Annotated in this window: 23 protein-coding genes; 14 read left to right on the plus strand and 9 right to left on the minus strand. The window is 67.1% G+C overall.

Annotated features, from left to right (window positions below):
* The first annotated feature begins 106 nt into the window (after positions 1–106).
* A complete protein-coding gene (locus tag WKR98_RS08475; RefSeq protein WP_124687685.1) occupies positions 107–1,207 on the plus strand; it encodes a helix-turn-helix transcriptional regulator in 1,101 nt (366 codons plus the stop codon).
* Here WKR98_RS08475 and WKR98_RS08480 read toward each other — a convergent pair.
* On the minus strand, positions 1,195–2,472 hold the full coding sequence (locus tag WKR98_RS08480) for an NYN domain-containing protein (RefSeq protein WP_341432629.1): 1,278 nt from the start codon (positions 2,470–2,472) through the stop codon (positions 1,195–1,197). The two genes, WKR98_RS08475 and WKR98_RS08480, sit on opposite strands and share 13 nt — an antisense overlap.
* A 197-nt stretch (positions 2,473–2,669) precedes the next feature.
* Here WKR98_RS08480 and WKR98_RS08485 point away from each other — a divergent pair, with 197 nt between their 5' ends.
* Together WKR98_RS08485 and WKR98_RS08490 are read left to right on the plus strand one after the other, a co-directional pair.
* Entirely contained in the window at positions 2,670–3,635 is a 966-nt protein-coding gene (locus tag WKR98_RS08485) for an ABC transporter ATP-binding protein (RefSeq protein WP_124687686.1), read from the plus strand.
* The gene (locus WKR98_RS08490; protein WP_124692196.1) at positions 3,635–4,396 is read left to right on the plus strand and encodes an ABC transporter permease; all 762 of its coding nucleotides are present in this window, start codon (positions 3,635–3,637) and stop codon (positions 4,394–4,396) included. Before WKR98_RS08485 ends, WKR98_RS08490 begins: the two co-directional genes overlap by 1 nt.
* A gap of 26 nt (positions 4,397–4,422) precedes the next feature.
* Here WKR98_RS08490 and WKR98_RS08495 read toward each other — a convergent pair whose 3' ends face one another.
* Positions 4,423–4,947 (minus strand): MarR family winged helix-turn-helix transcriptional regulator, encoded by a 525-nt coding sequence (locus WKR98_RS08495; protein WP_341432630.1) that lies wholly within the window; start codon positions 4,945–4,947, stop codon positions 4,423–4,425.
* Between the two features lie 133 nt (positions 4,948–5,080).
* On the opposite strand from WKR98_RS08495, the gene WKR98_RS08500 reads away from it, so the two are divergent.
* From WKR98_RS08500 to WKR98_RS08545, 10 genes are all read left to right on the plus strand, one after another.
* Positions 5,081–6,217, plus strand: coding sequence for a Rieske 2Fe-2S domain-containing protein (locus WKR98_RS08500; RefSeq protein WP_341432631.1), 1,137 nt, complete (start codon positions 5,081–5,083; stop codon positions 6,215–6,217).
* A 17-nt stretch (positions 6,218–6,234) separates the two neighbouring features.
* Positions 6,235–7,203, plus strand: a complete 969-nt coding sequence (locus tag WKR98_RS08505; RefSeq protein ID WP_124687689.1) for a Bug family tripartite tricarboxylate transporter substrate binding protein — start codon at positions 6,235–6,237, stop codon at positions 7,201–7,203.
* Positions 7,204–7,442: 239 nt separating this feature from the next.
* Positions 7,443–8,579 carry an ABC transporter substrate-binding protein gene (locus tag WKR98_RS08510; RefSeq protein WP_238160276.1) on the plus strand — a complete coding sequence of 379 codons (1,137 nt, stop codon included), beginning with the start codon at positions 7,443–7,445 and terminating at the stop codon, positions 8,577–8,579.
* A 25-nt stretch (positions 8,580–8,604) separates the two neighbouring features.
* The gene (locus WKR98_RS08515; protein ID WP_341432632.1) at positions 8,605–9,477 is read left to right on the plus strand and encodes a branched-chain amino acid ABC transporter permease; all 873 of its coding nucleotides are present in this window, start codon (positions 8,605–8,607) and stop codon (positions 9,475–9,477) included.
* Positions 9,478–9,595: 118 nt separating this feature from the next.
* Positions 9,596–10,669 (plus strand): branched-chain amino acid ABC transporter permease, encoded by a 1,074-nt coding sequence (locus WKR98_RS08520; protein ID WP_341432633.1) that lies wholly within the window; start codon positions 9,596–9,598, stop codon positions 10,667–10,669.
* A complete protein-coding gene (locus WKR98_RS08525) occupies positions 10,666–11,463 on the plus strand; it encodes an ABC transporter ATP-binding protein (protein ID WP_341432634.1) in 798 nt (265 codons plus the stop codon). Before WKR98_RS08520 ends, WKR98_RS08525 begins: the two co-directional genes overlap by 4 nt.
* Entirely contained in the window at positions 11,460–12,194 is a 735-nt protein-coding gene (locus WKR98_RS08530; RefSeq protein WP_341432635.1) for an ABC transporter ATP-binding protein, read from the plus strand. Before WKR98_RS08525 ends, WKR98_RS08530 begins: the two co-directional genes overlap by 4 nt.
* A 112-nt stretch (positions 12,195–12,306) precedes the next feature.
* Positions 12,307–13,533, plus strand: coding sequence for an FAD-dependent monooxygenase (locus tag WKR98_RS08535; RefSeq protein WP_124687693.1), 1,227 nt, complete (start codon positions 12,307–12,309; stop codon positions 13,531–13,533).
* A gap of 16 nt (positions 13,534–13,549) precedes the next feature.
* Complete coding sequence (locus WKR98_RS08540; protein WP_341432636.1) at positions 13,550–14,374, plus strand: alpha/beta fold hydrolase; 825 nt, start codon at positions 13,550–13,552, stop codon at positions 14,372–14,374.
* Positions 14,375–14,387: 13 nt separating this feature from the next.
* Positions 14,388–15,452 (plus strand): 2,5-dihydroxypyridine 5,6-dioxygenase, encoded by a 1,065-nt coding sequence (locus WKR98_RS08545; RefSeq protein ID WP_124687695.1) that lies wholly within the window; start codon positions 14,388–14,390, stop codon positions 15,450–15,452.
* Here the strand turns inward: WKR98_RS08545 and WKR98_RS08550 are convergent.
* The 6 genes from WKR98_RS08550 to WKR98_RS08575 form a co-directional block, all read right to left on the minus strand.
* Positions 15,449–16,150 carry a TetR/AcrR family transcriptional regulator gene (locus WKR98_RS08550; RefSeq protein ID WP_124687696.1) on the minus strand — a complete coding sequence of 234 codons (702 nt, stop codon included), beginning with the start codon at positions 16,148–16,150 and terminating at the stop codon, positions 15,449–15,451. The two genes, WKR98_RS08545 and WKR98_RS08550, sit on opposite strands and share 4 nt — an antisense overlap.
* 70 nt (positions 16,151–16,220) lie before the next feature.
* Positions 16,221–17,213 carry an ABC transporter substrate-binding protein gene (locus tag WKR98_RS08555; RefSeq protein WP_124687697.1) on the minus strand — a complete coding sequence of 331 codons (993 nt, stop codon included), beginning with the start codon at positions 17,211–17,213 and terminating at the stop codon, positions 16,221–16,223.
* Between the two features lie 4 nt (positions 17,214–17,217).
* Positions 17,218–18,225, minus strand: coding sequence for a Bug family tripartite tricarboxylate transporter substrate binding protein (locus WKR98_RS08560; RefSeq protein WP_341432637.1), 1,008 nt, complete (start codon positions 18,223–18,225; stop codon positions 17,218–17,220).
* Positions 18,226–18,295: 70 nt separating this feature from the next.
* A complete protein-coding gene (locus WKR98_RS08565; RefSeq protein ID WP_124687699.1) occupies positions 18,296–19,504 on the minus strand; it encodes a M24 family metallopeptidase in 1,209 nt (402 codons plus the stop codon).
* The gene (locus WKR98_RS08570; RefSeq protein ID WP_124687700.1) at positions 19,501–20,481 is read right to left on the minus strand and encodes a D-2-hydroxyacid dehydrogenase; all 981 of its coding nucleotides are present in this window, start codon (positions 20,479–20,481) and stop codon (positions 19,501–19,503) included. Before WKR98_RS08570 ends, WKR98_RS08565 begins: the two co-directional genes overlap by 4 nt.
* 164 nt (positions 20,482–20,645) lie before the next feature.
* The gene (locus WKR98_RS08575; RefSeq protein ID WP_124687701.1) at positions 20,646–21,335 is read right to left on the minus strand and encodes a GntR family transcriptional regulator; all 690 of its coding nucleotides are present in this window, start codon (positions 21,333–21,335) and stop codon (positions 20,646–20,648) included.
* Between the two features lie 194 nt (positions 21,336–21,529).
* Here WKR98_RS08575 and WKR98_RS08580 point away from each other — a divergent pair, with 194 nt between their 5' ends.
* Positions 21,530–22,288, plus strand: a complete 759-nt coding sequence (locus tag WKR98_RS08580) for an HD domain-containing protein (protein ID WP_202865583.1) — start codon at positions 21,530–21,532, stop codon at positions 22,286–22,288.
* A gap of 34 nt (positions 22,289–22,322) precedes the next feature.
* On the opposite strand, the gene WKR98_RS08585 is transcribed toward WKR98_RS08580, so the two are convergent.
* Positions 22,323–23,015, minus strand: coding sequence for a helix-turn-helix domain-containing protein (locus tag WKR98_RS08585; protein WP_124687702.1), 693 nt, complete (start codon positions 23,013–23,015; stop codon positions 22,323–22,325).
* Between the last annotated feature and the right edge of the window lie 12 nt (positions 23,016–23,027).

Consider the following 23,027-nt stretch of genomic DNA (forward strand, 5'->3'; position numbering starts at 1 on the left):
CGGTGGGCGGAAACGGCTAATATATGAAATTCAGAACATATGTCTTGCTACGCGACCCACTCTAACAAAGAAACTTCCCGCGAAAAATATGTTCAGGATTACATAAATGTTCAAGATCGCGATTCAACCCGGCTGGCACATCCAGGGGACGGGGGCCGAGTCCTCATCCGCGGTGGATACGTCCCTGTTGCTGCGCCTGCTGGCCAGCATCCGCGAGTCGGGCTCGATCGCGGCGGCGGGGCGCCTGGAAGGGCTGTCCTACCGTCACGTATGGGGCCTGCTGCGCAGCGCCGAGCAGTTGTTCGGCACGCCGCTGCTGGAGAAGCGGCCGGGGAAGGGCACGCGGCTCAGCCACCTGGGCACGGTCCTGCTGCTGGCCGAGGACCGCATCCGTGCCCGCCTGTCGCCCACGCTGGACAGCCTGGCCTCGGAACTCGAGGCCGAGATCCGCAAGGCCGTGGCGCCCGAGCGCTCGCCGCTGCGGCTGTACGCCAGCCACGGTTTCGCCGTGGCGGCGCTGGTGGACTGGATCAACACCGCGCAGATGCCGGTGGAGCTGCGCTACCGCAACAGCACCGAGGCGGTGGCCGCGCTGGCCCGCGGCGAATGCGACCTGGCCGGTTTCCACGTGCCCATCGGGCCGTTCGAGCAGGACGCGGTGCGCCAGTACCTGCAATGGCTGGATCCGCGCAAGCACGTGCTGGTCCAGCTCGCGCTGCGGGTGCAGGGGCTGTGCGTGGCGCCGGGCAATCCCAAGCGCATCCGGGCGCTGGGCGACCTCGCGCGGCCGGGCGTGCGCTTCGTCAACCGGCAGGCGGGGTCGGGCACGCGCATGTTGCTGGAGCTGATGCTGGCGCGCGACCAGGTGCCGCAGCAAGCCATCAACGGCTTCGACAGCACCGAGTTCACGCACGCGGCCGTGGCCGCCTACATCGCCAGCGGCATGGCCGACGTCGGTTTCGGCATCGAGACCGCGGCCCGGCGCTTCGGGCTGGATTTCGTGCCACTGGTGACCGAGCGCTACTTCTTCGCGGTGGAGCAGTCGGCGCTGGACGCCCGGCGGCTGGACGATGTCCTGGCCATTCTGAAGGCGCCGGGCTTCATACGGCGCCTGGAAGCGCTGCCGGGCTATGAGCCGGTGGCGACCGGCGAAGTGCTGACGCTGGCGCGCGCCTTCGGCGGTCGTCCAGGCGCTCAGCCCTCCTGAGCCTTCGCCGCGGTCTTGCGCGCGCGGGGACGCGCGGGCGTCTTGCGGGCGGTCTTGCGTGCAGCCTTCTTGGCCGGCGCGCTGGCCGTGGCGTCGGCCGTACCGGCAGCATCGGGGCCGGCGCTGGCGGTTTCAACGGCGGGCAGCTGGACCGGCTCGGGCGGCGCCGCGACCGGCGCGGGCTGGGCCTCGGGTTCGGACCGTGCGGCCGGTTCGGCGGCAAACAGCGGCAGGGCGGCGGATTCCTGCCGCGCCGTTTCCCCGGCCGCCTCGGCCTCGGGCCGTCCGCGGCGGGAAGCGCTCTTGCCGGCGCCGCGGGTGTTGCGCCGCTTGTCCGCCCGGGGGGCCGGTGTCTCGGCTGCGGGCGCCTCGGCGGGTTCGACGGCGGGAGCCGGGGCGGGCACTGCCGCCGGCCTGGGCGCCGCCGGCTCGACCGGCGCGGCTTCGCCGTTGGCGCGATACACATAGGCGCCGGACTTGTCGTCGCGGCCGAACTCCAGCAGCCCGCGTGACTGGGCCGCTTCCAGCAGGTTGCCGAAGGCGCGGAAGCCGTAATAGGACTCGTTGAAGTCGGGCCGCCGCCGCTTGATGGCCTCTTTCAGCACCGAGGCCCAGATCTTGCCGGTGTCGCCGCGCTCGGCCAGCAGCGCGTCGAAGGTCTCGACCGCCAGCGCGATGCCTTTCTCGCGCCGGGCTTCCAGTTCGTCCTTGCGCGACTTGTCTTCGTCGTGCGGACGGCGGCTGGCCGGCTGCGTGCCGCGCGGCTCGCGCCGGGCGGCCTGGTGCGTCTCGCGGACCAGGTCGTCGTAGAAGATGAATTCGTCGCAATTGGCGATCAGCAGGTCCGAGGTGGACTGCTTGACGCCCAGGCCGATGACCTGCTTGGCGTTCTCGCGCAGCTTGGAGACCAGCGGCGAGAAGTCGGAGTCGCCGCTGATGATCACGAAGGTGTTGACGTGCGACTTGGTGTAACAGAGGTCCAGCGCGTCGACCACCATGCGGATGTCGGCCGAGTTCTTGCCGGACTGGCGCACGTGCGGAATGTCGATCAGCTCGAAGTTGGCCTCGTGCATGGTGGCCTTGAAGCCCTTGTAGCGGTCCCAGTCGCAATAGGCCTTCTTGACCACGATGCTGCCCTTGAGCAGCAGGCGTTCGAGCACCAGCTTGATGTCGAAGCGCTCGTACTTGGCGTCGCGCACGCCCAGGGCCACGTTCTCGAAGTCGCAGAACAGCGCCATGCTGACGTTTTCCGGGGGATGGTTCATGGGGAATGCTCCGGTCGTGCGGCGGCGGGCGGATTGCCGGCCGCGAAAACAGGATGATAACGGGTCGGCCCGTCGGGAAATGTCCCTGCTGGCGGAACAGGCTTGAGGACGCGTCCGGACCTATCCTATACACTCGACTTCCGCCGCCGGGACCGTGCCGTTCCCCTCCCATTCCCCCGCGGCGCGCTCATCACGCCATGCAGCCAGTCTCGACCCGCCCCCCGCTTCCCGGCGAGGCGCCCGCGATCGTTTCCATCTCGGGCCTCGCCAAGACCTACGCCAATGGCTTCCACGCGCTCAAGGGCGTGGACCTGCAGATACGCAGGGGCGAGATCTTCGCCCTGCTCGGCCCCAACGGCGCCGGCAAGACCACCTTGATCAGCATCGTCTGTGGACTGTCGCGCCCGACCGCCGGCACCGTGCTGGTGGACGGCCACGACATCGTCCTTGACTACCGCGCGGCGCGCACCCGCATCGGCCTGGTGCCGCAGGAACTCGCCACCGACGCGTTCGAGTCGGTGTGGGCCACCGTCAGCTTCAGCCGCGGCCTGTTCGGCCACCCGGCCAATCCGGCGCGCATCGAAAGCATCCTGCGCGACCTGTCGCTGTGGGACAAGCGCAATGCCAAGATCATGACGCTGTCCGGCGGCATGAAGCGGCGCGTGCTGATCGCCAAGGCCCTGGCCCACGAACCCAAGGTGCTGTTCCTGGACGAGCCGACCGCGGGCGTGGACGTCGAGCTTCGGCGGGACATGTGGAAGATGGTGCGCCGCCTGCGCGACGAAGGCATGACCATCATCCTGACCACCCACTACATCGAGGAAGCCGAAGACATGGCCGATCGCATCGGCGTCATCAACAAGGGCGAACTGGTGCTGGTCGAGGAAAAGCGGGCGCTGATGCGCAAGCTGGGCAAGAAGCAGCTGACGCTGCAATTGCAGGCGCCGCTCCAGGCGCTGCCGCCGGCGCTGGCCGGCTACGCGCTGGAACTGGCCGACGGCGGCAACGCCCTGGTCTACACCTTCGATACGCAGGGCGAGGCCACCGGCATCGCCTCGCTGATGCGGGCCCTGAACGAGCAGGGCATCGATTTCAAGGACCTGCATTCCAGCGAGAGTTCGCTGGAGGATATTTTCGTGAGCCTGGTGCGGGAGCAAGCATGATCAATTTCTACGCGATCCGGGCGATCTACCGGTTCGAGATGGCGCGCACCTTCCGCACGCTGACCCAGAGCATCGCCTCGCCGGTACTGTCCACCTCGCTCTACTTCATCGTGTTCGGCACCGCCATCGGTTCGCGCATGGGCGAGATCGGCGGCGTCAGCTACGGGGCCTTCATCATCCCCGGCCTGATCATGATGTCGCTGTTGAACGAGAGCATTTCCAATGCGTCGTTCGGGATCTACCTGCCCAAGTGGACAGGCACCATCTACGAGCTTCTGTCGGCGCCGGTGTCGCCCGTCGAGGCCGTGGTCGGCTACGTCGGGGCGGCGGCCACCAAGTCGATGATGCTGGGCCTCCTGATCCTGGTCACAGCCCGCCTTTTCGTGCCGTATCACATCGAGCATCCCGTCTGGATGGTGGGCTTCCTGGTGTTGACCGCCGTCACCTTCAGTCTGTTCGGCTTCATCATCGGCCTGTGGGCCGACGACTTCCAGAAGCTGCAGATCATCCCGCTCATGGTCGTCACGCCGCTGACCTTCCTGGGCGGCGCGTTCTACTCCATCAGCATGCTGCCGCCGATCTGGCAGAAGATCACGCTGGCCAACCCCGTGGTCTACCTCATCAGCGGATTCCGCTGGAGCTTCTATGGCCAGTCCGACGTCAACGTCGTGGTCAGCCTGGGCATGACGCTGGTGTTCCTGCTGGTGTGCCTGGGCATCGTGGCCTGGATCTTCCGCACCGGCTACAAGATGAAAACCTGATGGGCCGCGAGCGATGCACCGAAATACTATGAATCAATAGTATTTTCGGTGCCTTCGTTCTTGATGTCCGCCGACGATTCGACCGCACGCAGGTTCTGCCTGACCCGCATCAGGTAGCTGCACAACTGCGCCACCTCGAAGTGCTCGAATCCTTCCACCATCCGGGCTGTCAACTCGTCCGCCTTGGGCATCAGTTCGTGTCCCAGCGCGCGGCCGCGCTCGGTCAGGTAGATGTTGATCTTGCGCCGGTCGTCGGCGTTGCGCACGCGCCGGATCAGGCCGCGGTTCTCCAGCTTGTTCAAGGCCGAGCCCGCCGCGGCTTCCATGATGCCTACCCGCCGACCGACCTCGCGTTGCGTCAGTCCGTCCTCTTCCCAGATCGTGCGCAGGAATATCCAGGTTCCCGCGGGAACGTCCAGCCGGGCGACCTGCGCCTGCAGCGCGCGGTTGAGCACGCGGTAGGTGGCGCTGAGCTGGTAGCCGACGCTGTCTTCGGATGACTGGGTGGCGATTTTCCCGGGGGAGGGCTTGCTGCTCGTTGATTTGTTCATGGCTGGACGTTGGGGGAAATACTAGTGCGGGGCGAACGAAATAAGCATTGTGGATTCTTTGCGCCAAATTTACCATTACTATGAAAGCATAGTATTTAAGGTAACGAATCCGACGTTTTCGAGGAACTCCATCATGAGTCTGTACCCCGATGTCGACTTCGCCCGGGTCGAAGGCGGCGCGCTCGCCGGTCGCCTGGTGGCGCGCTTCTGGCAGCCGGTCGCCCTGGCTGGAAAGTGCGTGGCTGGCCGCGCGATGCGCGTCAAGCTGCTGGGCACGCATTACACGCTCTACCGCGGCGAGGACGGTCAACCGCGCATGACGCAGGATCGGTGCCCCCACCGGGGGACGAGCCTGGCCTACGGCTGGGTCGAAGGCAACGGCATGCGCTGCCGCTACCATGGCTGGAAGTTCGATGCAGAAGGAAGGGGGGAGGAGTTTCCCGCCGAGAGCGAGGCCTATGCGCGCAGCTTGTCGCTGCGCAGCTATCCGGTCCGGGAGTATCTGGGCCTGATCTTCTGTTATGTCGGGGAAGGAGAACCGCCGGAGTTTCCCCGCTTCCCCGAGCTGGAGGACGACAGCCGAGGCACGCTGCTGACCCAGGCGGTCGTACTCGACTACAACTTCTTCCAGCGGGTGGAGAACGATCACGACGAAGCGCATGTGTTCTTCACTCACAAGCATTTGATGGCGAAGTACGGTCTGGACCAGATCCCCAAAGTCGCCGCGGAAGAAACCGAACATGGGCTGGTGGTTGTTTCCACGCGCCAGGATGGCCGCAAGCGCGTCGGCTACGGTTTCATGCCGAATGTCCTGCTACGCGAGGTTCCCATTCCGCAGGACCGCACGAAGATGTCCATCCTGCTCGCCTGGCGCGTGCCGATGGACGATACGACGACCTTCAGCGCCATGGTCAACCGCGTCGGCACCTTCAACGCAGCCTTGCCCGATCTGGGCGAAGTGGAGGATCCAGCCGAGATCGCCGCGCGCGTCATGCGTTGCGAAATAACGCTCGACGAGGTGGACCAGAACCATCCGCTGCTGCCGATTATCCAGGACACGGTCGCGCTGGGTGGGCAGGGTGTGATCGCGGACCGTGGCGCCGAGCATCTTGGGCAGTCGGACAAGGCCATCGCGGTATTGCGCCGCATGTGGGCGCGCGAGATGCGCGCGTTGCGCGACGGCAAACCGCTGAAGACCTGGCGTCGGCCCGGCGATTTCGAATTCGGCAAGGAGATTGCCGGCGCCGAATTGCCGGCGGTCGCCCACTGAAATCAGGAGACCTTCATATGATCAAGCCCTTGCTCTTGCTGGCGGCAGCATTGGCGTGTGGAACGCTGCAAGCGGCCGAGCCTTTTCCCGGCCGGCCGATCACCCTTGTCGTGCCGCAGCCGGCGGGCGGCGCCGCCGATGCGCTGGCGCGCACCCTGGGCGAGGAAATGGGACGCCGGCTGGGCGCGACGTTCATCGTCGAGAACAAGCCGGGCGCATCTGGCATGCTGGGCACCAATGTGGTGGCGCGCGCCAAGCCCGACGGCTACACCCTGCTGGTCACGAACTCGACGCCGGTCCTGACGCTGCCCTACATATTCGACAAGGTTCCCTACGACGTGAACCGCGACCTGCGTTTCATCACGCAGATCTCCAGCGGTCAACTGGTCCTGGTGGTCAACCACGAGATACCGGTGCGCAATATGAAGGAGTTCATGGAGTGGGCCGCGCAGAACCGCGGCAAGGTCAACTACGGTTCATTCGGCGTGGGCACTTCGGGCCACCTGGTCGCTTCCTATCTGAGCCATTCGCGTGGCCTGGACATGACGCACGTGCCTTTCAAGGGCGAGGTGCCGCTGATCCAGGAACTGGTGGGGGGCAGGGTGTCGTGGGGATTCACGACTCTGGGGCCGGTCGTGCCGCATTTGCAGACCGGTCGGCTGCGCGCTATCGCCGTGATTGCCGATCAGCGGCCCAAGGAGCTTCCCAGCGTGCCCACCATGGCGGAAGCGGGTATGAAGGATACCGAGTTCAAGCCCATGGGATGGTTCGCGATGCTGGCGCCGGCGGGCACGCCCGAGGCGGTATCCAGGCGGCTGGAACAGGAAGCGCGCGCCGCGATCGCGACACCCGAGATGCAGGCGCGCATCCAGGCCTACGGCATGGATGCGATCGGCAACTCGGGTGAAGATGCCCGCAAGGAGTACGAGCTGCTGGCGCCCGTGGTCGAGCGGATGGTGAAGACGTCGGGCGCCAAGCTGGAGTAGCCCTGTCTCGCCGCCTGCGCCATGCCGGTGCGCGCGCCCCGCCGCTGGTGCGGGGCGCGCACCGCGCTGGCTTCCGGCGGGCGTGCTGGCCGGGCAGGCGCGCTGGCACTTTTCATGCTTACGAAGCGATGGTCTCATCCCGATTGCCGTAAACCCTAATTCATCCATAAATTAATTACTTGTTTAATTAATCGCGGGCGGTAGGCAATTCTCAATCGAAACCTTTGCGAGAGGTCGCTATGCGTAAGCTGTCTTGGGCACTGTTGCTGGCGGGAACCATGGGCGGGGCAGCTCCCGCGGCGTGGGCGCAGGAAACCATCAAGATCGGCGTCATCCAGCCCCTGACGGGTTCGGTTGCCTACAACGGACTGACCTACGTCAACGGCGCCAAGCTGGCGGTCGAACGCCGCAACGCCGCCGGCGGCGTGCTGGGCAGGAAGATCGAGCTGGTCATCGAGGACGGGCAATGCCGTCCCGCCAACTCGGTGAACGCCGCCGAGAAACTGATCGTGCGCGACAAGGTCGTGGCGCTGACGGGCGCCTTCTGCAGTTCGGCCACGGCGGCGGTCATGCCCGTGGCCGAGAAGTACAAGCTGCCCATGCTGACCGGGGTGTCGTCCAAGGCGGACCTGACCGAGAAGGGGCTCCAGTACTTCTTCCGCTCGGCCGAGACCGACCGCCTGATGTCCAGGACCTTCAGCAAGATCCTGGCGCAGAAGCTGCAACTGAAAACGGTGGCCTACATCGGCGTCAACGACGACTGGGGCCGCGGCGGCGTGGAGGATTTCTCCAAGGACCTGTCCGCGCTCGGGGTCAAGACCGTGATGAAGGAATACTTCGACCACGGCGCCACCGACTTCTACACCTTGTTGACCAAGCTGCGCGCGGCCAAGCCCGACGGCGTCTTCGTCGCCGCAGAAACCCAGGACGGCTCCATCCTGGTCAAGCAGTTCAAGGAGTTCGGCATCCAGACCAAGATCTTCGGCGTCGGGTCTTGGGCGACGTCCGACTTCATCGGCCTGACGGGCGATGCCTCGGAAGGCATCTACGCGGCCGTGCCCTATGCCTCCAGCATGCCGGGCGAGCGCAACCAGGCCTTCGTCCAGTACTACAGCGCCGCCTACAAGGAAAAGCCCGGCAAGTACGGCGCCGCCGGCTACAACGCGCTGAACATCGTGATGGAGGCCATCGCGCGGGCGGGCAACACGAAGCCCGACGCCATCCGCGATGCACTGCGCAAGACCGACTACGCCGCGCCCAACGGCCATTTCAAGTTCACCGAGAAGGGCGAGGGCTACGGCTTCGAGGTCGTGCTGGTACAGATCCAGAACCGCGAACCCAAGGTGGTGGCGCAGTCCCCCACCGAGCGGCCCTGATTCGCGCGCCGAGTCGGGAGAAACCATGGATTTGCTGCCACAGTTCCTGGCCAACGGATTGGTGATCGGTTCCTTCTATGCGCTCTCGGCGCTGGGGCTCACGCTTATCCTCGGCCTGATGCGCGTGGTCAACTTCGCCCACGGCGAGTTGTACATGCTCGGGGGCGTGCTGGGCTGGTGGGTGACCACCGCCCTGGGCCTGGATTTCCTGACAGGCCTGGCATTGGTGGCCCTGATCATGGGCGTGTTCGGCTGGCTGGTCGACCGCGTGCTGATCGAGCGCATCCGCGGCCAGGGCGAAGAGCCGGGCATCCTGCTGACCATCGGCCTGTCCATCTTCCTGGCCAATACCGCGCTGCTGGTGGTGGGCACCGCGCCGCTGAAGGTGGAAGGGCCGGTGTCCAGCGGGCCGGTGTTCCTGGGGCCCATCGTGGTCACCAAGATCCGGCTGTTCGCCGTCGCGGTGTGCGCGGTGCTGATCGTGGCCGCCTACCTGCTGATCCAGAAGACCCGCCTGGGCCGCGCGATGCGGGCGACGTTCCAGGATCCGATGGCCGCGCAGCTGGCGGGGATCAGGACGGCGAACGTCTATGCCTGCACCTTCGCGCTGGGAACGGTCATCGCCTCGCTGGCGGGGATGCTGCTGGGGTCCATCTACTCGGCGCAGGTGTCGGTGGGCGGGCTGGTCAGCATGAAGGCCTTCGTGGTGGTGATCCTGGGGGGCATGGGCAGCTTCGCCGGCGCCATCGTCGGCGGACTGGTGCTGGGCGTGGCCGAGGCGCTGTGGGGCGGCTACGTTGCTACCGGCTGGGTCGACATCATCGGTTTCGTCATCGTGATCCTTACCCTGGTGTTCCGGCCCTATGGCCTGTTCTCCAAACGCGCCGAGAGAGCCTAGATGACCCCCCCTACGCCCTTCGGGCGCCCCCCAGGGGGCGGCGCTGGCGGACCGGCAAAGCCGGATCCGCGGCGCCCTGGATCGGGCAGAGCATTTGCATACGTCATGGGGAGTTGAGATGCAGTTCGAACGTAACGCGATTTTGGTCGCGCTGCTGGGGGCGGGGCTGCTGCCGCTGGTGGTCCACGACCAGTACCTGTTGCATGTGGCCATCATGGTGCTGTTCTATGCGGTGCTGGCCACCAGCCTGAACCTGGTCGTGGGCTATGTGGGCGAGTTCTCGCTCGGCCATACGGCCTTCCTGGGGACGGGCGCGTATGCCGCGGCGCTGCTGTCCACCCAGCTGGGCTGGCCGATGTGGGCCACGATTCCCGCCGCCGGCGTGCTGGCGGCGGCCATGGGCCTGCTCATCGGCAGCATCACGCTGCGGCTGCAAGGGCCGTTCTTCGTCATCGTGACGCTGTCGTTCGCCGAAGTGCTGCGGCTGGTGGCGGACAACTGGGTCGCCTTCACCAACGGTCCGATGGGCATCGCCGGGGTGCCGCAGCCGGCGTGGCTGGCCCAGGCCGGCAACCTGGCGACCAAGCAGTTCTTTTTCTACCTGGCCTGGGCCGTGCTGGCGGTCTCGCTCTACCTGGCGTATCGCTTCGTCTATTCCAATGCGGGCCGCGCCGCGGTGGCCGTGCGCGAGAACCGCTACGTCGCGCAGTCCATCGGCATCCGGCCGTTCCGCTACGCCATGCTGGCGTTCGTGCTGGGCGCCTTCCTGGCCGGCATGGCGGGCGGGTTCTACGCGCACTACATCTCGTTCGTCGGGCCGGAAGTCTTCCGCTTCGCCTTCATGGTCAGCATGATCATCATGGTGCTGGTCGGCGGCAAGGGGACTCTGATCGGACCGCTGATCGGCGCGCTGCTGGTGACCTTCCTGGAGGAATACCTGCGCGAGGCCAAGGAACTGCGGCTGTCGCTGTTCGGCCTGGCGGTGATGGCCATCGTGCTGTTCCTGCCGCGCGGCCTGATGGGATTCCTGACGACCCGCCGAGAGATGAGGACTCCCCCCTACGCGCTGTCGCGCGCTCCCCAGGGGGCGGCACCGGCGGACTGGCGGAGCCAGATCCGCTGTGCCCTGGACCGGGGGGGCGCCATTCTATCCGGTGTAAGCGGCGCGTGGCGCCTTGGGAAACCGAAATGACAACTGTGCATGCAATAGGCCACGCCCCCATGCTGGACGTGCGCGGGCTGTGCAAGACCTTCGGCGGCATCAAGGCGGTCAAGGACATCAGCTTCCAGGTCGGGGCCGGCGAGATCGTCGGCCTGATCGGGCCCAACGGCGCCGGCAAGACGACCTGCTTCAACCTGATCACCGGGTTCTACGCGCCCACCTCGGGCGAGGTCCACGTCAAGGGCGAGAACCTGACCGGCGCCAAGCCCTACCAGATGGCCAGGAAGGGCATCGTCCGCAGTTTCCAGAAGACGAACATCCTGAAGTCGCTGTCGGTGTTCGAGAACATCCTGGCCGGCCACTACCTGAGCGCGCGCCAGGGCCTGTTGCAGACCTTCTTCCCGGGCCGCGCGGTCCGCGCCGCCGAACACGCGGCGCGCGAGGAGGCCGAGCGCATCGTTCACATCATGGGGCTGGGCGAGCGCATGAACGCGCCAGCCTACCTGCTGTCCTGCGGCGAGCTGCGCTTGCTGGAAGTCGGCCTGGCGCTGGCGGCCAAGCCGGACATCCTGATGCTGGATGAGCCGGCCGCGGGGCTCAACAGCCAGGAGGCCATGGAACTGGGGTGCATCCTGAAAAGGCTGCGGGGCACGCAGGTGCGGTCCATCCTGATCGTCGAGCACAACATGGGGCTGGTCATGAGCGTATCGGACCGCGTGGTCGTCATGCACTTCGGCGAGAAATTGGCCGAGGGCGTGCCGGCGGACGTGCAGCGCGACCCGCGCGTGATCGAGGCCTATCTTGGGGGAGGGCGCGCGGCATGAGTACCGTTCAGGCTTCATCCGCTCCACTGCTGGAGCTGGACAATCTTCACGTCGGCTATGGCAAGACCGCCGCGCTGCATGGCGTGAGCCTGCGCGTGCAGCCGGGCGAAACCGTGGCGCTGATCGGCGCCAACGGGGCGGGCAAGAGCACGACGCTGCGCGCCATCTCGGGACTGCTCAAGCCCACGCGCGGCAGCATCCGCTTCAACGGGCGCGACATCGGCGGCATGGCGCCGGACCGCATCGTCGGGCTGGGCATCGCCCAGAGCCCGGAGGAGCGCCATGTCTGGCCTTCGATGACGGTGTATGAAAACCTCGTGCTCGGCGCCTATCTGTGCCGCTCGTCGGCCACGGTGCTGCAACGCGTGGCCAAGGTGTACGAACGTTTTCCGCGACTGAAGGAGCGCCACCAGCAACTGGCGGGCACGCTCAGCGGCGGCGAGCAGCAGATGCTGGCGATCGGCCGGGCCCTGATGTCCGAGCCCGTGCTGTTGCTGCTGGACGAGCCCAGCCTGGGGCTCAGCCCCAAGATGGCCGACGAGGTATTCGACGTGGTGCGCGAGATCAGCCGGCAGGGCGTGACCGTCCTCCTGGTCGAACAGAACGTGCACAACGCGCTGACCGCCGCGTCGCGCGCCTACGTGTTCGAGACCGGCCGGGTCGTGGCGGAGCGCGAGTCATCGGGCTTGCTGGAGGATCCGGAACTGTTGACCGCCTATCTGGGCGGCTAGGCGCGGGACGGGGCCCAGGCTCCGTCCTGTCTATTATTAATTTTCTGTTTAATTATTTATTGGGAACCGACGGGCCGCCGGTTTCCGCAGGAAGGAAAAAAGGAGAAGCCGTATGAGTCGTCCTTTGCGCGTAGGCATCGTGGGTGGCGGGATCGGGGGCGTGGCGCTGTCGCGCGCCTTGGCGCTGCGCGGCATCGAGAATCATGTGTTCGAGCGGGCGTCGGCCTTCGGCGAGGTGGGCGCCGGCGTGCAGGTCACGCCCAACGCGGTCAAGGTGCTCAAGGCGCTGGGCCTGGCCGATGACCTGCAGCGGGTGGGCTTCCTGCCGCAGGCCATGGTCGGCCGCAACTGGCGCTCGGGGCGGGAGCTGTTCCGCACGCCGTTGAAGGAAAGCTGCCCGCAGATCTACGGCGCCGAGTTCTATCACGTCCATCGCGCCGACCTGCACGCCATCCTGTCGCAGCACCTGGCCGCCGGCAAGGGCGCGACGCTGGGCACCCACTGCACCGGTGTCCGCACCGAAGGCGACACCGCGGTGGCGACCCTGAGCGACGGCAGCGAATACGAGGCCGACCTGATCGTGGGCGCCGACGGCGTGCGCTCGGTGGTCCGCGACGCCTTGTTCGGCACGGAGTCGGCGCAGTTCACCGGCCACATGTGCTGGCGGGCGCTGGTGCCGGTGGATCGCCATCCGCTGAAGTTCGTCAGCCCGGACGCGGCGTTCTGGATGGGGCCGCACGGGCACCTGGTCACCTATTACGTCAATGGCGGCGCGGCGGTGAACATCGTGGCCGTGAACGAATCGCGCAACTGGGTGGAGGAATCCTGGAACGTGCGCAGCAGCCGGGAAGAACTCACCAAGGCCTATGAGGGCTGGCATCCCGACGTGATCGAGCTGTTCAGCCGGACCCAGGACGTCTACAAGTGGGGGCTGTTCGACCGCGACCCGATGCAGGCCTGGTCCAAGGGCCGCGTCACGCTGCTGGGCGACGCCGCGCATCCCATGCTGCCCTTTCTTTCGCAGGGCGCGGCCATGGCCATCGAGGACGGCTACGTGCTGGGCGCGGCGCTGGAGCACTACGGCCGCGACATCGGCGCGGCGTTGCAGGCCTACGAGGCCGAGCGCCGGCCGCGCACCAGCCGCGTGCAGCTGGAGGCCCGCGAGCGCGGCAAGACCTACCACCTGCCGTCGCCCTGGGCGCAGTTCAAGCGCGACCTGCTGTACCGGTGGCGCGAACTGATGAATCCCAATGCGGTGGGCATCCAGGCCAACTGGGTCTACATCTATGACGCGACCACGTGCGCGCAGCGTTTCGGCCGGCAGGCGCTGGCGGCGTGAGAGGCGGAGGATATCCATGACATTCCACCATTACGCGGCCAGCACATTTCTGTACGGCGCCAACGTGCACGCCAATGGCATACGCCAGCATTACCTGCGCTTCGGCGGCAAGGGCCGGCCCCTGGTGCTGGTGCCCGGCATCACCAGTCCCGCGGTGACCTGGGCCTTCGTGGCCGAGCGGCTGGGGCGGCAGTTCGACACCTACGTGCTCGACGTCAGGGGACGCGGCCTGTCCGAGACCGCGACGGGCATGGACTACAGCCTGGAGGCTTGCGCGGCCGACGTGGGCGCCTTCGCGCAGGCGTTGGGCCTGGCGGACTATTTCCTGGTCGGGCATTCGATGGGCGCGCGCATAGGCGCCATCGTGGCGGCGCATCACGCGCAAGGGCTCGCGCGCCTCGTCATGGTGGACCCGCCCGTGTCGGGGCCGGGCCGCCGGCCCTATCCCGCCAGGATCGACTGGTACGTGGACTCCATCCGGCTCATGCGTCAGGGCGCCGACTGGGAAAAGCTCAAGCCTTTCTCGCCCACCTGGACCGAGGCGCAACTGCGCCTGCGGGCCGAATGGCTGCATACCTGCGACGAGGACGCCATCGTGTGCGCCTACCACGCCTTCGGCACGCACGACATGCATGCCGACCTGCCGGCGATCGCGGTGCCCGCGCTGCTGATGGTCGCGGGCAAGGGCGGCGTCATCGAGGCGGGCGACATCGACGAGATCCGGGGCCTGGTGCCCCGGCTGGAAGTGCGCACCGTGCCGCAGGCCGGACACATGATCCCCTGGGACGACGAAGAAGGCTTCTTCCAGGGCTTCGGCACTTTTCTGGGAACCCCCGTTTAGCGAGGAGCAGGCTATGGCTGTCAGCGATTCCGATTTGATCCAGGCATGGACCCAGGTGCTTACGCTGTCGCGCCTGAAGCGCGGTGACACCGTTACGGTTTTGACCACCGAGGGCGTGACCCATCCCCAGACCCTGCGCTGCGCGGTGACGGCGGCCGGCCTGCTGGGCGCGCGGGTGAACCGGCTGGACCTGGCGCCGGTCAATGGCGAGAAATCGCTCAGCCGCGATTCGCTGGCCTATCTCGGTACCACGCCCCTGAGCGGCAACCGCGCGGCCATCGCCGCGCTCAAGGCCAGCGACCTCGTCGTCGACCTGATGACGCTGCTTTTCTCGCCCGAGCAGCACGACATCCTGCAAGGCGGCGGCAAGATCCTGCTGGCGGTCGAGCCGCCCGAGATCCTGCTGCGCATGGTCCCCACCGAGGCCGACCGCGCGCGCGTGCTGGCCTGCGGGGCGTTGCTGGAACGCTCGCGCGAGATGCGGGTGACGTCGGCGGCGGGCACCAACCTGGTGTGTCCGCTGGGCGAGTTCCCGGTGGTCAAGGAATACGGTTTCGTCGACGAGCCGGGCCGCTGGGACCACTGGCCCAGCGGCTTCGCGCTGACCTGGCCGAACGAGCGGGCCACGCGCGGCCGCATCGTGGTGGACAAGGGCGACATCTTGCTGCCGATGAAGTCGTACGTGAACGATCCCATCGTGATGGAGGTGGCGGACGGCTACGTCACCTCCATCACGGGCGGCATGGATGCCGAATTGCTTCGCGACTACATGGAGTCCTTCAACGACCCGGAAGCCTATGCCATGTCGCACATCGGCTGGGGCGCGCAGAACCGCGCGCGCTGGTCCACGCTGGGCCTGTACGATCGCGAGGCCACGATAGGCATGGATGCGCGCGCCTATGCCGGCAACTTCCTGTTCTCGCTCGGGCCCAACAACGAGGTGGGCGGGTCCCGCAGCACCGCCTGCCACATGGACATCCCGCTGCGCCGCTGCACGGTGGCGCTGGATGGCCGCGACGTGGTGGTCGAGGGGCGGCTGATCGAGGAACGGCTGGCCGAGGTATCGGCCAGCCGCTAGGGCGCCTGCATGCCGCCGGTCACGAAGCGGGTGACCTGGTCGATCAGGCTGTTGGTGTCGTCAGGGTCGTACAGGCCGGCGGGCGCCATTTCTTCCATGCGGTGGGTATCCGAGAACGCATAAAGATACGTGCCCACCATCAGGGTGACGCGCCAGTAAGCGTCCAGCTCGGGCAGGTTGGGCAGGGCCTTGCGCACCGCTTCCACATAGAGCCGCGTGGAGTTGCCGTAGGCGTCGGTGCGCAGCTTGTAGGAAATCTGCGGCGGTTCGGTGTGCAGGCGGGCCTGCAGGCGCAGGAACGACCGGCCCTCGGGCGTCGAGCGGAAGGCCAGCGTCGGCATCAGGAAAGCCTGTACGACATCGCGTACCTTGGGCCGGCCCGGTTTGGCCTGCAGTTGCGCCAGGTTTTCCAGGCGCTGCTGCGAAATGATCTGGCTACGGCGCATGAACACGGCTTCGTACAGGCCGTACTTCGAACCGAAGTAGTAGTTGATCAGTGCCTGCGTGACCTTGGCCTGGTCGGCGATCTCCCGCAGAGTGGTGCCCGCGTAGCCCAGGTTGGAGAAGAGTTCTTCCGCTGCGTCAAGAATGTCGTCCCGGACGACGCTGGTGCCCTCGGGGCGGCCGGGGCCTTTCTGCCCGGCCTTGCGCCTGGTTTGGGCTGCGGGGGTGCCCCGGCGGCCGCTGACCAATTTCATAAGCGGTTAATTAATTATTGGCTGCGAAGCCTCCATGCTAAGGCTTTTCACGGGCGCGGGCTATGTTCCGCTACGCCCGCGGGTGGGGCAGTGGCGCGAACACCTCGTCCGGCGGCAACGCGCGATCCAGGTAGCCATCGTCATGCAGCATGGCGGAGAAGGCGTCCAGCGTCGCGAGGTTGGGTTCCACGCCATAAGGCCATGGGTCCGCGCCGAACGCGGCCACGGTCTCTTCGACGTGGTCCATCAGCCAGGGCAGCGTGGCGGCCAGCGCGCCGCTGAAACGCAGCCGCTGCCAGGCCTGGTCCTTGGCCTGCTCGCAGGCCCGCACCAGCGCCGGAGCCAGCCACGGATGCGCCTCGTGGCGGTCGCGCCGCAGCACCAGGGCATGCATGATGGGGAACACGCCGGTCTTCGCGTGATAGGCGGCTTCCGCGCGCTTGTAGTCCGGGAACAGGCGCTGCACGGCGGGGTGCTTGCCGTACGAGCGCGGGATGAAGGCGCCGATGAGCGCATCGATGCTGCCCTCGGCCAGCATGTCCGACAGGCAGGTGGTGGCCGGGATGCGCTGCCATCGCAGGGGGTGGCTGGGCCGCAGTTCCATGATGTCGCCGCCGGCGACGCCGTATTCGTTCACGCCCCCTTCGTACCATTCGACGTCCGCCAGGTCGACGCCATGGCCGTCGCGCAGCAGTCCCCGTATCCAGACCGCGGCCGTCATCTGGTGGCCCTGCACGCCTATGCGCTTGCCCGCCAGGTCGGCGGGCGAGCGGATGCCGGCCGCCTCGTTCACGAAGATGAAGCCGTGGCGGAACATGCGCGACGGGAACACCGGCAGCGTGACGAAGTTGGCGCGGCGCTGCGCGGTCAGGGCATAGCAGTGCGTGAGCGACATCTCGGCGATGTCGAAGGCGCCGTGCTCGATCATGGGGCTGAAGATGTCCACCGGACGCTGGCGGACGTGCGGCACGATGCGCACGCCGTCGATCGCCACGCTGCCGTCGTACAGTCCTTGCAGGCGGTCGTACGGACCCGCCGCGAAACTGAGCTCGAGTCCGCTCATGGCGCTATTCCAGCTTGACGCCGGCCTCGCGCACCATCGCGCCCCAGCGGTCGAACTCCGACTTGAGCATGGCCTTCATCTCGGCCGGGCTGTTCGGCTTCGGGTCGTGCGAGGCGGCATGGACGCGGTCGACCAGGTCGGGCGATTTCAACGCGGCGGCGACTTCGGCATTGAGCTTGTCGACGATCTCGGGCGGGGTGCCCGCCGGCGCGAACAGCGCGATGGCCGAGTCGATCTTGAAGCCCGGCACGCCGGCTTCTTCCATCGTCGGCACGTCGGGCATGGCCGAGGCCCGCTGGCTGCCGGTCACGGCCAGCACGCGCACCCGCTTCGACTGGAGCAGCGGCTGGATGGGGCCGGAGTCGGTGATGCCCGCCTGTACCTCGCCCGCCGCCACGGCCGCCGCGGCGGGGCCGCCTCCCTTGTACTGCACGGGGACCATGTCCAGGTTCAGCGAACGCTTGAGCAGTTCGCCCGCCAGGAAGGTCTGGCTGCCCACGCCGGTCACGGAATAATTGATGGTGCCCGGCTTGGCCTTCGCCGCGGCGATCAGGTCGCGCACCGACCGGATGGGGGAGTCTTCCTTGACCGAGAGCACGAGGCCGCTGGTCGCCAGTAGCGAGATGGGCGCGAGATCCTTCAGCGGATCGTAGCCGGCCTTGGTCAGATGTACCGTCACGGTCACCGCGCCCAGCGAGGTCAGCAGCAGCGTATAGCCGTCGGGCTTGGCGCGCGTCACCGCGCTCACGCCTATCGTGCCGCCGGCGCCGGCGCGGTTCTCGATGAACACCGTCTGGCCCATGCGCTCGGTCAGCTTCTGCGCCAGGGAGCGCGCGATCACGTCCACGCTGCCGCCGGGCGCGTAGGGCACGATGACCTGCACCGGACGCTCCGGGTAGCGTTGCGCGTGGGCCGCGGGGGCGGCCAGCGCGAGCGCCGTGGCGGCGGTCAGGGTGGGCGCGAGGATGTATCGCGCGGGAAGGCGGAAAGGGGTCGATCCGTTGCGTTGCATGGCGTGCCTCCAGATGGGGAAGGGCAGGGGAAGTGCGCGAAGCGCCGCGCGGGCTGCGCGGCGGGTGGGCTCAGAGTTCGATGATGGTCTTGGGCGTCTTGTGCAGGCATTCCCCGGGGCCGTCGGCGCCGATGATGTAGTTGTCGCAGACGGTGGTGAAGACGCTGGGGGTGGCATGGCCGGGGTGGACCACGATGTTCATGCCGGCGGCGATGGGCATGGTCTCGTCCTCGCGTATCAGCGGCCGCTCGACCATGTCGTAGCCCTGGCCGTGGGCATACAGGCGTGTTTCCTCGCGCATGCCGCGGGCCCGCATGAAGGCGTTGTGGGCGGCCAGGATGTCGGCGGGCATCGCGCCGGGCTTCAGGTGGTCCAGCGTGTGGCGCTGGGCCTCGACCAGCAGGGCCATGGTGTCCAGCAGTTCCTGCGAGGCCTTGCCCAGCACGAAGGTGCGGGCGAGTTCGCCGTAGTAGCCGCCGGGTCCGTTGTTCTCGATCAGCAGGGTGAAGGAATCGCCTTCGCGCATTTCGCGGCCCTGCAGGTGGCGCGGCTTGTACATCGCGGCGCGGCCGGCGGGCGAGGACGAGCCGATGAACAGCCCCTGCTCGCTGCCGCGCAGCTGGCCCGCGTACTGGGCGTAGGCGGCGACCTCGAAGTCCTTCATGCCGGGGCGGATGTGCCGGGCCAGGGCCTGCAGCACCTCGTCCTGCATGGCCGCCATGCGGCCGATGGCCTCGATCTCGTCGGCGCTCTTGATGGCCTTGATGTGATCGACCATGTCGGTGGCGTCGACGAAGCGCACCGAGCCCGCCGTCTGCTTCAGGTGGGCGCAGAAGTCGTGGTACATGCAGGCCGTGCCGACCAGGCCCACGGTCTTGTAGCCGCGGCGGCGCAGTTCCGCCTGCACCAGTTCCGCGTCATAGGTCCCGGTGTAGTGGATGGACGCATAGCTGGGCGTGAACACGATCTTCTCGACGCCGCGGTCGACCACGTCGTCGGGCGGGACCTCGCGGATGCCGCCGGTCGGGCCCTGCTCGACCGACACCATGCGGCCGTCTCGGGGGAACACGATGGCGCGCGGATAGGCGTTGGTGGCGGGACGGTCGGTGAACCATTTCACATAGCCGCCCAGCCAGTCGTTGGAGTTCTGCATGACCAGCGCGTCGATGCCGAGTTCGTCCATGCGCTCGCGGACCGCGCGCCAGCGGCGCTCCAGCTCGCGCGTGGGGATGGGGTGCAGGACCCGCTGCTCGGGCGAGTCGGGAAGGGGATGGCTCATCGTGCTTCCAGGGAGTGAAGGGCCGCCGGGGTGGCGCCGCGCAGGACGATGTTCTTCATGTCGTCCAGTCGGCCGTCCAGGTAGCAGGCCACGTTGTGTTCAAGGATGGGCATCACCTGCTCGACATAGATGTCGGTGGTGCCGCCGTGCTTGGGGGAAATCAGGATCCGGGGCTCGAGCCAGAACGGATGGCTGGCGGGCAGGGGCTCGACGGCGAAGGCGTCCAACCCGGCGCCGGCGATGGTGCCCGACCGCAGCGCATCCAGCAGCGCGGCCTCGTCCACCACGCTGCCGCGCGACATGTTGACGAAGCAGGCCGAGGGACGCATGGCGCGGAAGAACGCGGCGCCGATCGAGCCGTCGGTCTCGGGGCCGGCCGGCAGCAGGCTGACCACGTAGTCGGCCTGCGCCAGCTCGGCGTGCAGGTCGGCGCGCGGCGCCACGCGATCGAAGTGGGGGACGGCGCGGGGCGTGCCGGAGACGCCGACCACTTCCATGTCGAAGGCCTTGCAGCGCCGGGCCAGGCCCTCGGCGATGACGCCCACGCCCAGGATCAGCACGCGCTTGCGGTACAGCAGCGACTGCGGCCACCGCTCCCAGCGGCTGTCCGCCTGGTTGCGCAGCATCCGGGGCAACTGGTGGGCCAGCGCCAGCATGTGGATGAACGCCATTTCCGACATCTGCGGGGCGTGGATGCCGCGGGCCGACGTTACCGTTACGCCGGGCGGCAGCACCGACAGCGCCTGTATCGCGTCCGTGCCGGTGGTAAGCGCCTGGATCCACCGCAGCGAGGCCATTCGCGAGACCAGCGCGTCGTTGAACAGATGGCCCAGCGCGAACACCGCTTCGGCGCTGTCGTGCGCGGCGGCAACTTCAGCGAAGCTGCGGCCGTGCGCGATCTCCAGGCCGGGAAACCGGGATTGCAGGGCCTGGGCGTACGCCTGGCTGAAATAGTGGTCGACGATCAGTAGCTTCACCGGGCCTCCGTGGCAGGTCTATGGCCGCACTCTATAACTAAGATTCTAGTATGTCAATTGGGGCGAAACCGCTGAACCAGGGCTGCGACGGAGCTCAGCTGTGTGCGCACCCGCCGCGGTGGGCGCAAGGAAAGGCCGTCAGGCGGCCGGAGGGGAAGCGGGGATCAGAGCAGGCCGACGCGGTGCGGTTTGCCCAGCACGTGCAGTTCCATGGCGCGTTCGGCACCCTGCGCGTCGCGTTCGGCGATGGCGGCCACGATGCCGGCGCGTTCGCGGTTGCCAACGGTGCGCACGGATTCGGGATAGTCGCGCTGGCCGTTGCGCAGGATGTAGTTGGCCATGTGCCAGAACTTGCCGATGCGGTTGGCCAGGGCCGGCGTGCGGGCCATGTGGCGGATGACGCTGTGGAAATGGCTGACGCTGTCCAGGTTCCAATGGCCGCCGCCGGTGGGTGACTGTTCGAAGCTGGCCTGGGCGGCGCGCAGCTGGACCATGTCGGCGTCGTCGTGGCGTTCGGCGGCCATGCCCGCCATGCGTCCTTCCATCTTCGCGAAGACCGAGAAGAAATCCTGGATCTCGTTGCGGTCGGGCGCGGCGGCTTCGCAGCCGACCTGGGGCGTGATGATGACGAAGCCGTCGCCGGCCAGGTCGCGCATGGACGTCATGATGGGCTGGCGGCTGACGCCGAACTCGTGGGCCAGGTCCACCACCGAGAGCTTTTCGCCGAAGCGGTAGTGCCCGCTGGCGAAGCGCGCCTGCAGGATCTGCAGGATCCTGCCCGTCTTGCCCGCGGGCGCGCCGAGGTCGGCACCGTTGGGCGGGAAGGCGGCTGGATGGGGCAGGGGGCTCGACATGCGGCGATCTCGGATGAATGCGTGGCGTGCGTCGCGCGACGGGCTGGAATCTTAGCAGACTGCCTTCGCACCCATGCCGGGCTTGCCCAGTCTTGACACTTTTCGTTAAGACGCATACTGTATGCTAATTAGCTGAGGCCATCGTCATACAAGGGCCGCGGCGCGGAAATCCAGTACCTGCTAAGGACGCAATCATGGCAATGACCTTGTCCCAGCGCGCGGACGCGCTCGAACACCAGATGATCGAGGAACTCGATCGCAAGGTGGTGAAGTCCGTGCTGTTCACTTCGGGTGAAAAAGACCCGAGACAACCCATCATGCCGCAGGGGGCGGCGCGCGACCAGGGCAAGCCCAAGCATTTCATGATGGGCGACGATCCGCGCCTGCCCAGGATGCCGGAGAACCCTACGCTGCTGGACTTCTTCAAGTACCGCTTCGCGCCGGCCAACCACCTGCTGCAAAGCGCCACCCATGCGCTCAAGGGCGGGCACAGCGAGAAGGTCGTGCTGGCCTGTCTGCTGCACGACATCGCCGTGTCCGGCTTCATCCGCGTCGACCACGGCTACTGGGGCGCGCAATTGCTCGAACCCTACGTGGACGAGGAAGTGAGCTGGGCCATCCGCTACCACCAGGCGCTGCGCTTCTTCCCCGACGAGTCCGTGGGCTATGCCTATCCCGATGCCTACATCCGCTACTTCGGCGAAGACTACCGGCCCGAGCCTTATGTGGAGCAGGCCTACCAGGAGGCGCGCAACCACAAGTGGTACATGACGAGCCGGCTGATCACGCTGAACGACATCTATTCGTTCGATCCGAACGCGGTGGTCAGCATGGACGACTTCATCGACATCATCGGCCGCAACTTCAAGCAGCCCAAGGAAGGCCTGGGCTTCGACGGCAGCCCGGTGGCGCACATGTGGCGCACGATCATCTGGCCGACCAAGTTCCTGTGATCCGCAAGCGGGGGCGCATGGCCCCCGCTTTTTTCTACCCTTTGCCCGAACCGCCGGAGACGGCCCAGATGATGACCACGGCATCGCGTCCGTGGTTGGCGTGGCGGTGCGGCGTCGTGCTGGGATAGCTGAAGCTGTCGCCCGCGTTGACGACGAAGTGATCGTCCCCCACCCACAGGTCCAGGCTGCCGCTGACCACGTAGCCGCCTTCCTCGCCCTGGTGCGCATAGGCGTCGCCGCTGCGCGCGCCGGGTTCCAGCACCGAATAGAACAGCTTGAGCTGGCCATCCAGATTGGCCGACAGCAGGAAGTCGGACACGCCGGCGTTCGAGGTCAGCTGGCGCCGGCGCGAGGCGCGGACGACCACGCCGCGGTCGGTGGGGTCGCTGGGCTGGCCGCTGGGAAAGAACCAGCCCAGCGGCACGTCCAGCGCGAGGCTGACCTTCTTCAGGAAACCGATCGAGGTCTTGGCCAGGCCGCGCTCCATCTGGCTGAGATAGCCGATGGAAAAGCCGGTCGCGCGGCTGAGCTCGTCCAGCGAAAGGTTGCGCGCCTTGCGCAGGCTGCGGATCTGCCCGCCTATCCAGACGAAGGTCTCGTCCACCGGGACGGCATCCTTGGCCTTGTCCCGCGCCGCCGGTTGGTCCTTCGACGCGGTCCGGCGGCGCGAGGGTTCGGCCGCCTTGCGGGATGGTGCTGCACGGCGGTCGGTGGCGCGAGTCGACATCGTTCCTAGGTG

Source organism: Pigmentiphaga sp. YJ18 (assembly GCF_038066655.1).
Taxonomy (GTDB): domain Bacteria; phylum Pseudomonadota; class Gammaproteobacteria; order Burkholderiales; family Burkholderiaceae_B; genus Pigmentiphaga.

Coding starts and splice junctions, on each gene's coding strand:
- WKR98_RS08475 (WP_124687685.1), top strand. CDS start 107: ATGTTCAAGATCGCGATTCAACCCGGCTGGCACATCCAGGGGACGGGG.
- WKR98_RS08480 (WP_341432629.1), bottom strand. CDS start 2,472: ATGAACCATCCCCCGGAAAACGTCAGCATGGCGCTGTTCTGCGACTTC.
- WKR98_RS08485 (WP_124687686.1), top strand. CDS start 2,670: ATGCAGCCAGTCTCGACCCGCCCCCCGCTTCCCGGCGAGGCGCCCGCG.
- WKR98_RS08495 (WP_341432630.1), bottom strand. CDS start 4,947: ATGAACAAATCAACGAGCAGCAAGCCCTCCCCCGGGAAAATCGCCACC.
- WKR98_RS08500 (WP_341432631.1), top strand. CDS start 5,081: ATGAGTCTGTACCCCGATGTCGACTTCGCCCGGGTCGAAGGCGGCGCG.
- WKR98_RS08505 (WP_124687689.1), top strand. CDS start 6,235: ATGATCAAGCCCTTGCTCTTGCTGGCGGCAGCATTGGCGTGTGGAACG.
- WKR98_RS08510 (WP_238160276.1), top strand. CDS start 7,443: ATGCGTAAGCTGTCTTGGGCACTGTTGCTGGCGGGAACCATGGGCGGG.
- WKR98_RS08515 (WP_341432632.1), top strand. CDS start 8,605: ATGGATTTGCTGCCACAGTTCCTGGCCAACGGATTGGTGATCGGTTCC.
- WKR98_RS08520 (WP_341432633.1), top strand. CDS start 9,596: ATGCAGTTCGAACGTAACGCGATTTTGGTCGCGCTGCTGGGGGCGGGG.
- WKR98_RS08525 (WP_341432634.1), top strand. CDS start 10,666: ATGACAACTGTGCATGCAATAGGCCACGCCCCCATGCTGGACGTGCGC.
- WKR98_RS08530 (WP_341432635.1), top strand. CDS start 11,460: ATGAGTACCGTTCAGGCTTCATCCGCTCCACTGCTGGAGCTGGACAAT.
- WKR98_RS08535 (WP_124687693.1), top strand. CDS start 12,307: ATGAGTCGTCCTTTGCGCGTAGGCATCGTGGGTGGCGGGATCGGGGGC.
- WKR98_RS08540 (WP_341432636.1), top strand. CDS start 13,550: ATGACATTCCACCATTACGCGGCCAGCACATTTCTGTACGGCGCCAAC.
- WKR98_RS08545 (WP_124687695.1), top strand. CDS start 14,388: ATGGCTGTCAGCGATTCCGATTTGATCCAGGCATGGACCCAGGTGCTT.
- WKR98_RS08550 (WP_124687696.1), bottom strand. CDS start 16,150: ATGAAATTGGTCAGCGGCCGCCGGGGCACCCCCGCAGCCCAAACCAGG.
- WKR98_RS08555 (WP_124687697.1), bottom strand. CDS start 17,213: ATGAGCGGACTCGAGCTCAGTTTCGCGGCGGGTCCGTACGACCGCCTG.
- WKR98_RS08560 (WP_341432637.1), bottom strand. CDS start 18,225: ATGCAACGCAACGGATCGACCCCTTTCCGCCTTCCCGCGCGATACATC.
- WKR98_RS08565 (WP_124687699.1), bottom strand. CDS start 19,504: ATGAGCCATCCCCTTCCCGACTCGCCCGAGCAGCGGGTCCTGCACCCC.
- WKR98_RS08575 (WP_124687701.1), bottom strand. CDS start 21,335: ATGTCGAGCCCCCTGCCCCATCCAGCCGCCTTCCCGCCCAACGGTGCC.
- WKR98_RS08580 (WP_202865583.1), top strand. CDS start 21,530: ATGGCAATGACCTTGTCCCAGCGCGCGGACGCGCTCGAACACCAGATG.
- WKR98_RS08585 (WP_124687702.1), bottom strand. CDS start 23,015: ATGTCGACTCGCGCCACCGACCGCCGTGCAGCACCATCCCGCAAGGCG.